Annotated in this window: 8 protein-coding genes and 2 pseudogenes; 1 reads left to right on the forward strand and 9 read right to left on the reverse strand. The window is 63.4% G+C overall.

What is annotated here, in order from left to right; all coding sequences use genetic code 11:
* The 9 genes and pseudogenes from J1C48_RS18410 to J1C48_RS18450 form a co-directional block, all read right to left on the reverse strand.
* Positions 1–301, reverse strand: a pseudogene (locus J1C48_RS18410) (transposase); the annotation flags it as partial.
* Between the two features lie 841 nt (positions 302–1,142).
* Entirely contained in the window at positions 1,143–2,210 is a 1,068-nt protein-coding gene (locus tag J1C48_RS18415) for an ornithine cyclodeaminase family protein (RefSeq protein WP_207259466.1), read from the reverse strand.
* 102 nt (positions 2,211–2,312) lie between these two features.
* Positions 2,313–3,335, reverse strand: coding sequence for a fatty acid desaturase family protein (locus J1C48_RS18420; protein WP_207259467.1), 1,023 nt, complete (start codon positions 3,333–3,335; stop codon positions 2,313–2,315).
* A 369-nt stretch (positions 3,336–3,704) separates the two neighbouring features.
* On the reverse strand, positions 3,705–4,622 hold the full coding sequence (locus J1C48_RS18425; RefSeq protein ID WP_207259468.1) for a DMT family transporter: 918 nt from the start codon (positions 4,620–4,622) through the stop codon (positions 3,705–3,707).
* 202 nt (positions 4,623–4,824) lie between these two features.
* Positions 4,825–5,538 (reverse strand): SDR family oxidoreductase, encoded by a 714-nt coding sequence (locus J1C48_RS18430; protein WP_207259469.1) that lies wholly within the window; start codon positions 5,536–5,538, stop codon positions 4,825–4,827.
* A gap of 338 nt (positions 5,539–5,876) precedes the next feature.
* Positions 5,877–6,830, reverse strand: a complete 954-nt coding sequence (locus J1C48_RS18435) for a LysR substrate-binding domain-containing protein (protein WP_207259470.1) — start codon at positions 6,828–6,830, stop codon at positions 5,877–5,879.
* 246 nt (positions 6,831–7,076) lie between these two features.
* Positions 7,077–8,327 (reverse strand): MFS transporter, encoded by a 1,251-nt coding sequence (locus J1C48_RS18440; protein WP_207259471.1) that lies wholly within the window; start codon positions 8,325–8,327, stop codon positions 7,077–7,079.
* A gap of 9 nt (positions 8,328–8,336) precedes the next feature.
* Complete coding sequence (locus J1C48_RS18445; protein WP_207259472.1) at positions 8,337–9,113, reverse strand: class I SAM-dependent methyltransferase; 777 nt, start codon at positions 9,111–9,113, stop codon at positions 8,337–8,339.
* Positions 9,110–9,727, reverse strand: a complete 618-nt coding sequence (locus J1C48_RS18450) for a hypothetical protein (protein WP_207259473.1) — start codon at positions 9,725–9,727, stop codon at positions 9,110–9,112. The genes J1C48_RS18445 and J1C48_RS18450 overlap by 4 nt, the downstream gene beginning before the upstream one ends.
* A 115-nt stretch (positions 9,728–9,842) precedes the next feature.
* Here J1C48_RS18450 and J1C48_RS18455 point away from each other — a divergent pair.
* Positions 9,843–9,965: pseudogene (locus tag J1C48_RS18455) on the forward strand (ATP-binding protein); the annotation flags it as partial.

The following is a 9,965-nucleotide window of genomic DNA, read 5'->3' on the forward strand; positions in this document are numbered from 1 at the left end:
AAAGCGAACCTCATATCGCTTCCCTCGCGAAGAAGGCTGCGGCCTTTTTTAGGATGTCGCGCTCCGCCTTCAGCTTGGCCACTTCCTTGCGCAGCCGGTCAATCTCCTGCTGCTCCGGCTTCATCTGGCCCTGGCCGGGAAAGGCATGCTGCGGATCGCCAGCGAGCTCCCTGATCCATTTGCGCAGCACATTCTCGTGCAGATCCAGATCACGGGCCGCCTGCGCAACCGCAACGCCCCGATCCTTCACCAGCCTCACTGTCTCAAGCTTGAACTCGCGGCTGAACTTCCTTCTCTGCATTCCAACTCTCCAGTTCCGTTAAACACCTTATCTCGGTGTCCACGAAACCGGCAGCAGGCCAGGCTGCTCCGCTGCGCTCAACGTAAAGGCTTCGCTCCGCAGCCCGCCTGCGTCGGCGTCCAGTCGGCCGTGAGGCACCGGGGAATATTGTGATGAGGCAACGTCAACCCATCCGAGGAACATCGCTTCGTGAGGCAATACGACCTCTTATCCTGATTGTCGCGCTATACGTCAGCTACACCACGTGATGGGACACGATCCATGGCAAGGCTCTTCATCTGTGAGAGCCAAGAAAATCGGTCGGCAGGTTCACTGAAGGGTTAATCGGTGAAACTTTGCGGCAAGGCCAGCATCCGAAGGTTGGATTGGTGACACACGATCCATGAGAACGCTCTGGCACCGCCCGTCGCCTGCTCTTCGACGATCATCAAACACGATTGGAAGTGATCGCGGTTCTCGCAACTGAGCCCTTCGCGGTTCTCCAGGCGTCGCGTTCGCTGTCAGCAAAGCTCGAGAAGGCTTCGCGGCTTCGGGACTGCAAGCCGAGTCTGACAAGATCGGGATTGACCCAGATCCAGAATCCCAGCCTGTCCTGCTCGAAACGGACATTGTGGAGGCGAGGTCGAACCAACGAGCCGGCGTGCCGGGTATATTCCTCGCGTTGCACCGGGGAGGGGAGGGGCTGAGATGCGACATTTGGGCGAGATGACATGATCGTTTCGAAGTCCGGTTTGAAGGAAATCACTCGGCGGCGGAACCGCGCCCACCACCTTGATTGGTTCTTTGAACGGTTCCGGCTGCGTATCATGAGCATCCGGAAAAAAGGGGCTTTGACGCGTATTCAGGAGGCGCGCGCCACGGCTCTGGCGGCGTCGAACCGGTAAGGATCGAGAGGATCGTAGACACCGGCCTCGATGGTTATCTTGCGGCCGATGCCCAGGCATTCGGCGTGTCTGACGAGTGTTTCGGTGACGACAAGATCTTCCAGAGGATTGCCTGTCGAGTCGAAGACAGTGAAGCACTGCTGCTGATCCCAAAAGCGTTCCGGCGCCTTCACGAGTTCATGCAGCTCTGGTCCAATCGCGTCTGGTGACAGTTGCTGGCATTCGCCCTCGACGAGGGCCTGGATCCGGTAGTCCGGCGCCACAAAAGCCGTTTGGAGGAGGGTGGCGGACAGCTCGGTCTTGCCGGGAATGTCGGATCCGATCGCATTGATATGAAGATGCGGCTGATGCAGGCCGTTTGCGAGCACGGGCGGGGCACCGACGGGATTGGATGTCGCTAGAACAAGAATGTCCGCGCGGGCTAACACCTCGGCCTTCGACACGATACTGACGGGCGCGTGGAGGAACGGGGTCCGGTCGGCAAAGCTCCGGGCGTGATCGCCATTAGTGTCGTGGATCAGAACTTGTGCGAAGACGAAACGCCGCGACAGGGCGTGAGCCTGGGTGACGGCCTGCGCGCCGGTGCCGATGATCCCGAGTACACGGCTTTGCGGCGCGGCGAGGATGCTGCTCGCCACCGCGGAGGCCGCGCCGGTGCGCAGCGCCGTGGCGAAGGTGCCGTCGACCAGAGCCCGCAAATGGCCGCTGGTAGTGTCGTAAAGACTGTTGGTCGCCAGGATCGTCGGGAGCTGCCGGTTGACCGGATTCCCCGGATGGTAGCCGACGACCTTCATGGCAACGCTCTGGCGGGTGCGCATGGACGGCATGAATTCGACCAAGCCCGGTTCCGGAGCGTCATAGACGAAGCCGGTGCGTTGCCGGATTTCGATGGCGCCGTTGCCGAATTCGAAGAAGGCGGCCTGCAGGGCGTCGATCGTGTCGTCCATCAGCTGATCGATGCCGATGGATGCGATGATGGCGGCGATGTCGGACTCAGAAACGATAAGGGTTTCGCGCTCGAGCATGGGGGTTCTCCAGAAATGAGATGAGCAGGAACGTGGGGGTGCCGTTCAGTCTGGCCCGGCCACGCAGTCCGTCGTGAGGCAAGGGCGGCTGTGGCGGGGGTCTCAGTTCAATGTCGCCCGCGTCTCGTCCCGTGGCTTAATTTCGCCAGCGAGGACCTTGCGATAGAAGGCGAAATAGGACGGCTCCAGCGCACCGAAGCTGTCCCGCGTGAGACGATGCAGCTCGGGGCAGCGCTCCATCGGCACACCGGCCATGAGATGATGAGCCGTGTGGAGATTGTTGCCATTAGTGAACCAGCGCAGGAACGGTGAGGCTTCGATCGAACGGGTGTTCAGCCGGACGTCCCGCGTGCCATGGGCGTCGAGCCCGAAATGTTCGGGTAGCTCGATGAGGAAATGCGCCGGCTCGGCGACGAGGACCATGGGAATGATCCAGGCGAGAAGCAGGACGGCATCGCCGGTTGCCAGGGTATAGAAAAGGCCGGCGGCCAGGATCAGCCCGTAGGCAGCGTATTCTTGCGCCACATGCCTTGCGATCTGCCGATCGTCCACGTCCCGGACCGGCTTGCCGAGGGCGGTGCCGGCGATCCGACGAGCGACGGTCGCAAAGCGCGAGGGATCGAGCGCGGCCAGCGCCAGCTTGCCGACCCCGTCGAGACCGCGCTTTGGATAGGAGAAGAACTCGCTGTTGCGATCAGTGCCCAGAAAACGGTGATGGGCCAGGTGGTGATAGCGATAATGGGAGTAGGAACTCAACGTGAACAAGCCGGAGAAAAACCCCAGGGCGCGGTTGATGCGATTGGATCGGAAGCCGTGACCGTGCAGGAGTTCATGCTGCAGTTCGGTGAAGTGCGCATAGAGCAGACCCAGACCGGCCATCAGGATCGCCAAAGGCAGGAGAGAATTCATTCCGGTCCCGAAGAGGGCCTCGCGATGAAAGATCGCCGCGAGCCCGGCGGTGATCGCCGACATGGCAAAGCCGAATTTTGCGCCCGTGCGAAGCGGCGTGCGCTTGAGGAGGCGGCGTCGGTCATCGCGGGTCAGATCACGGATCCCCGCGATCAAGGGCGTAGAGAGAGCAGGGATCTCATCGAGCTTGACGGGAGTTTTTTCTTTCGTGTTCATCGAATTTACACCGAATGTTGATAACAATTTCGATGTTAAAGAAATTAATATTTATAGAAATGAATATATTCTGATGAGATTTTAGAATATCTAACAAAAAACTGTCATTTATATTTTGGATTTCCCATCCGGACTTGGGTGGCCGAGTGAGGGCGAGAGAAAAGCGATCGCCCCGCGAGAAGCGGGGAGCCACGAGGACGGCTTGCATTCGGTTTTGCCAGCTGTATGGCGGCGATCGGCCGGACGTACCGGCACCTCTGGCGAAAGGTGTCGCACAAGCCTGCGCGAGCCGCCCGGCAACGCATGACGAGCGACGACGACAGGGAGGATGTCGCCGTCGCTCTTGGGCCGGTGCGTTATGAGCAGCGCTCAGCGCGTCTCGGCTTTGAGAGATGCTTCCGACGCTCCGACCACGAGCCCGATCAGGATCGCCGCGCAGCCGAGAACCGTGGGAAGGGTCAGATACTCGGCAAACAGGACCATTGCCATGATCGGGCTGATGATGAGATCGGCGAGCAGCACTTGGCTGACGAAGCCGGGAGTGAGGGATTTAAGAGCCCAGCTTGGTCCACCATGGCCGATGAGCTGTGACACCAGGCCCAGCAGGCACAGAAGCAACACGGTCTGCGGATCGAAACCCGACAGCGGATCGCCATTGAGCAGAGCGATCGAGGCCAGGATGACGGCGGCGCTCGGATAGGTCAGGGTCATGTAGATGGGCGTCGACATCTCCGAGACGGCACGGGCGCCGAGAAGCAGATATCCCGCAAGCGCAATCCCCGCCAGAAGCGCCAGCCCGTCGCCCATCAGCGTTTCGCCGCCGAGCGCCAAGCCTTGCCAGGAGACGAGGACGGCACCGGTCATGCAGGCCAGAAGGCTGAACCCCGTCACGCGGGTCAGCCGCTGGCCGCCCGTGGCCATAGCGATGAGCATGATCCAGATCGGGCTCGTATTGGCGAGCATCACGCTGTTGGCCACCGTGGTCAGCTTGAGGCTCGCCGTCCACAGGAGGAAGTGCACCGCCAGAAAGACGCCGGCGACGACGCAGCGCAGGATCGCACGGCCGTGCAGGGAGGTCAGCTCGCGTTGCCGAGTCGTGAGAACCAAGGGGACGACCACGAGGGCCGCGACCGCCACACGCCACAGCGCGATCACGCTCGCCGGCGCGTCGGCCGCCTTGATCATGATCGAACCGCAGGACAGAGCCAGCACCGATAGGCCCAGGACCGCATAGGGAAGATGGCGAAGAGTCGGCTTTGGCGCCGGAGCCGTGTCTTGCAGAGCCATGGACCTCGTCCGATGTGATTGAAGAAAGGGAAACCGCGATAGGCTTACGCCCGCGCGACGATTGAGCGTTTCGAAGGACGGGATCGCGACATGATCGTCGGGACGTCGTCTCTGTCATCGCTGGCCCGCCGGTGCTGCGTGAGTGACGCAGACCCGCCCGGATCGAAACGTGGGATCTTGTCGCCCACCCGGGCGGCCCCCGTCAGGCCGTGGCGGTCAGTGCCTCGACATCGAAGAGGCGGCCGCCAGCGGCCACCAGCCCGCCGTCGATCAGAATGTCCGTGCCGGTCAGATAACTCAGTTCCGGGCTGGCGAGCGTCGCGACCGCGCCGCCGAACTCCCGGGCGTTGGCATAGCGGTGCGAGGGAATGCGAGCGAGTCGCCCGGCTTTCATCGGATAGCTGTCAACGAAACCGGGAAGGACGTTGAGCATACGAATGCCTTCGCCCGCATGCACCGTGGCGTAGGCCTTGGCGTAATTGGTCAGGGCGAGGCGCAGGACCGAGGAGACGGGAAAGTCGAGATCCGGCTGCAAGGCCGCAAAGGTCGAGACGTTGACGATCACCGCGCCTGAAGACGCCCGGCGAAGCAGGGGCAGGAAGCATTGCGTGGTCCGCACGACCGACAGGAAGAGCAGCTCGAAACCGGCCTGCCAGTCGGCGTCTTCCAGCTCGTCGAAGGCGCTGGCGGGGGCGTGTCCGCTGTTGTTGACGAGAATGTCGAGCTGCGGGGAAACCTCTTCGACTCTTTTCGCGAAGGCGCGAATGTCGTCCGCCGAGGAGAGGTCGCCGGCGAAATGAACGGCGCCGGGCTGGAGCACCGGAGCCGTGCCGGACCGCGAGAAGGTGTGAACCAACGTTCCGTTCGCGGCCAGCGCTTCGGTGATGGCGCCGCCGATTCCTCGACTGCCTGCCATGATCGCCGCTGTTCGCGGCGCCGGCGGTGAGGGATGGTCGAGCATGGCCGTTCCAATCGGTTGGGAAAGTCCCGCAAATCTACGGGCAACCGTCCGCCGAGCCCATGTCGAATTCCTGAAACGTCGTAGAGCTTTTCTAAGCCGAGGGACGCCGGATGTTCCCTTCGATCCGTGCCGTCGGGGTCGGATCAGGGGAAGGCGGTGCCACGGCCGCCTGACCGCGAGCGCGCGAAGGCTGCGTCAGGGTGACGTTCGGTGGGAGGGCGATCCCGGTCGGCGGAGCGGTCGCTGGCCCGCTTCCGGCCTCTCGGCAACCCGTGCGGATCGGGGCTTGCCGGTTAGTGGCTGGCCTGCTGCGCGAGGGGGGCCTGCGGCGCGATCGTGACGGCCGCAACGTCGGGCGTCATGGTCTCCCGCAGCCATCGCTCGAAGATCGACAACTCTCGCTCCTTGTAGGCGCGTCGCGGCGTCACGAAGTAGTAATTGCCCCGGCTTTCGAAACGCAGATTGCTGGCCAGGGCGAGCGCGCCTGTCCGCAGATCATGCTCTACCAGAATCCGCTCCATCAGGGCGAGCCCCTGACCATAAATGGCGGCCGCGGCGACCATGTGCATTTCCGGATAGAAAACGCTGCGCCCCTCCAGCGTGCTCGGCTCCAGGCCGAGACTTTCAGGCCATCCCGGATGCAACTGGCTCAGATGCTCATTGGCGGGGGCATAGTGGATCAGTCGGTGACCGTCGATGCTGTCGAGCCCTTCGAAGTGGCCGCAGCGAAGGATGTAGTCGGGACTGGCGACGACGACGAGTTCGGCCTGATGCAATTCGCTGACCTGGAGACCGTCATACTGGCCGCTGCCATAGCGGATCGCGGCGTCGACCTTGTCCGCCGCGAAGTCGACCAGCCTCGACTGGGCGTCGACGGCGACGGATATCTTGGGATGCCGGGCATGGAAGTTGCCCAGCTTGGGGATGAGCCAGCGGACGCCGAAGGACGGGGTCACCGAGATCGTCAGATAGCGCGAGGCCTTCGTCGACTGCAAGCTTTCGCTCGCCTGGGCGATCCGCGTCAGAGCGCTTTGAACCACGGAGGCGAATTCGGCGCCGTCGGTGGTGAGCGACAAGGCGCGGGGTCCGCGGATGAAGAGCGGCTTCTGGAAATGATCTTCCAGAAGCTTGATCTGCTGGCTGATCGCGCCGGGACTGACATTCAGCTCCTGCGAGGCCTTGGTGATACTCAAATGGCGCGAGACCGCTTCGAATGCCTTCAGCGCGTTCATCGGGGGCAGTCGCATCGCCAAAGCTCGCCAATCGTGATGCTTAGAGTCTTCGGTTCTGTAACTCCAGGTTTCAACGATTATGGCATCATCCCCATCGAATGGGAACCATACGGATGTTCTCAAATTCCGCTCTCCGCTCGTCCCGGGCGAAGCCCGATGCTCCGCGCCGCCGGTCGCGGCGCATGCAAGACTGCATGCCGCGGCGGCTCCACACTTGCCATGGCAAGGCGGCCTCGCAGGTGGCGCGGCCGCCTCTCCGGTTCAGCTTGCCGAGATCTCCTCGCGTTCCTTGGGGAGGCTGATCGCCAGGAGGACCGAGAGGACCGACATGGCGGCAATCACGACATAGACCGGCACGAAGGTCTGCGTGATCGTCTGGCTCGTGCCGCCGGCCAGATTGCCGATTATCCCACCGACCCCTAGCGTGACGTTGGCGACGGAAAAGATCTGGGTGCCGGAAAGTCGGCTCGGCATCTTGGCGATATAGCCCGGCACGAGGCCGAAGATGGGATAGAAAGCCAGGGCGAAGGCGACGCCCGAGAACAAAATCGTCCACTGGCGGGGAACCAGGATCAGCAGACCGCATGCCACGATCACCAGGGCATAGGTCAGGGCCAGCGTCCAGCGGATCCCGATCTTGTCGGCCAGCGATCCGATGAGAAAGCCCGAGAACATTCCGATGAAGCCGATCAGGGTCCAGACCTGGCCGGTGAGTTCCACGCCAATCCCCAGCTCGTCGCGCAGATAGGGGCTGAGGAAGCTTTGGAAGGGCAGGGTGGTGAAGCCATTAAGGAAGGTGATCGCCCAGATCATCAGCACCCAGGGTTCGGCCGAGGCAAAGCTCCTGATGAAGCCCCCGCCCGCCGCCGCCTCGCCCGGCTGGGACGGGGACTCAGAACTCTTTGTGGTAAACAGCCCGGCGCGCTGGAAGGCCAGGAGCGCGATCGCGACGAAGCCGCAGGTGATCAGGCCGACGGTGATGTAGACCCCCTGCCAGTTGCCGTTCGCCAGGAAGACGGGCACCAGAAGGCCGTTGATGAAGACGCCGTAGCTGGTACCGCTGGAAATCAGCCCGAGGGCCTTGCCGCGATGGCTGTAGGGCACGCTGCGTGCCACCAGTTCGACGATCGGCACATAGGCCGAAGCCGCGGTTCCTCCCAGAACCGTCAGAAGCGCGCCGACGACGACGATGTTGGCGATGGCGGGGACGGCCAGAAGACAGGCGGCGCACAGGGCGGCCGACAGCAGCGCCACGGCGGCGCCGCCGATGCGATGGGCGAGGAACGCGCCGAGAAGCGCAAACACCATGAAGCCCGCCTGTGCGCTGCCGGTGATGACACCGGCAACGCCATAGTCGAAGCTGAGCGTCTGGCGGATGTCCGGCAGGAGCGCGGCGAACAGATACATGCCGAAACCATAGGTGGCGGCCACGAAGGACGTCAGGCACAAGGTCACGACGAACGGGATCAGACGGGCCGAAGGCGGCGGCGCCGGTAAAGTCAGATCGGTCATGATGCTGTCCTACTCAGCTTGAGCGATGTGGATGAGAAACCCGACATCCATCGGGTCGAAGACGGGCCTAAAATCGCCGTAGGTCTCGACCGGACCAAAGCCGGCGACGGCGATTTCCCGGCGCATCGTTTCGGTTGGAATGTCGGCGACGCGGAGCTGGAAGCGTGCCCCGTCGCGAAAGTCGTAGGTGAATGTGCATAGCCCCGCCGCGCTGGCGGCGGAAACCGCGACGTTGCCGCCGCCATAGTAGAGACGTGCCGTGTTGGCGTAGTGCCCTGCCCGGATCGCATCGAAGTTGCGATGGTCGAGCATCAGCAGGCCGCCGGGGCGCAGAATCGAGCGGAACGTCCGCAGCACCACGGCGCGCTCGCTTGCATCGACAAGATGAGGGAAGGACGATCCGAGGCAGACGAGCGCGTCGAACGGTCCGCTCACGCAATCGGCAAGGTTTCGCCAGTCGCAGGCGAAAGCCGCTATGACGGCGCCATGCTGAGCCGCATTCGAGCGCGCCCTCGCCACCATGGAAGGAACGAGGTCGATGGCGGTGACGTCATAGCCGGCCTTGGCGAAGTCGATGGCGTGAAAGCCGGTGCCGGTCGCCGTATCAAGCACGCGCCTAGCCCCGATACCGGCGAGGCGGTCGCGAAAGAACGCTCCCTCGCCGGCGCTTCGCACGCGCCAGTCGATCAGATCGTCCCAGCGTTCGACGAAGCTCTTGCCATACTGTCGTTCGACCCTTGGAACCGCGGCATCGACGGGCGGATGGATGGATTCAGCTAGGCTCATGCCGCTTCCTCCAGGTTCGGGTGAAACGGGCCGGCCTTGAAGGCCGCGTATGCGGCGGCGAGTTCGCGGGCCTGTCCGGCGCATTCCGACAGGGCCATCGAGCGCACGTCGTAGCCCAGCATCTGGCGCATCACGGCCATTTCCCGCTCGGCGAACCAGGCGGTGCCATCCGCATCGATGCGCTCGATGCCGTCGGCAGCCTGACAGGTCTCGTTGATGGCAATGGCCTCCTGCCGGGAGAGCCCCGGCGGCAGGTCGAGCTCGATCCCGTTCCGGCTCACCAGCGCGGGATAGCCGCCCGGCAGGCCGTTAGGCCCGGGAACATGGGCGGCCACGGGCTCGGCCTCGCAGAGTCCGGCCATGACCCGGCTGGCCGAGGCGGCCGTCAGCAACTGTCCGGCGACGCCGCCGAGGCGTTTCAACGGGCCGCCGAGAAGCTTGAAGAGGGCGGCATGATCGACCAGGATCGTCGCGCCGTCGCGCGGGTCACTGGCATGAAGATGATAGGCGCCGTGACCGGCATGGCCGGTGCGCGGGACGAGATGGCTGAAATAATGCTGCGCGACGAGCCGCACCCGCACCGTCTCCGGTGGGAGGCCGGTCAGTTGCGCCACCCCGAAGGTCAAAGCGGGTACGATATTGGCGACGTTGCCGATGCCCGCCAGAGGCGCGAGCCCCGCTGTGGCGAGAATCGGGTTTACCGCGTCCGGAAACGCCGCGTTGACGACCCGCGCCGGCCGCCAGGGCCGCATCGCCGATCATATGACCCGGCTCGACTTCGTCGTGCTCGACGAACTTGGCTATCTCCCTTTCGCCCAGTCCGGCGGCCAACTGCTCTTCCATCTCATCAGC

It is taken from the genome of Jiella flava (assembly GCF_017349315.1).
Taxonomy (GTDB): domain Bacteria; phylum Pseudomonadota; class Alphaproteobacteria; order Rhizobiales; family Rhizobiaceae; genus Jiella; species Jiella flava.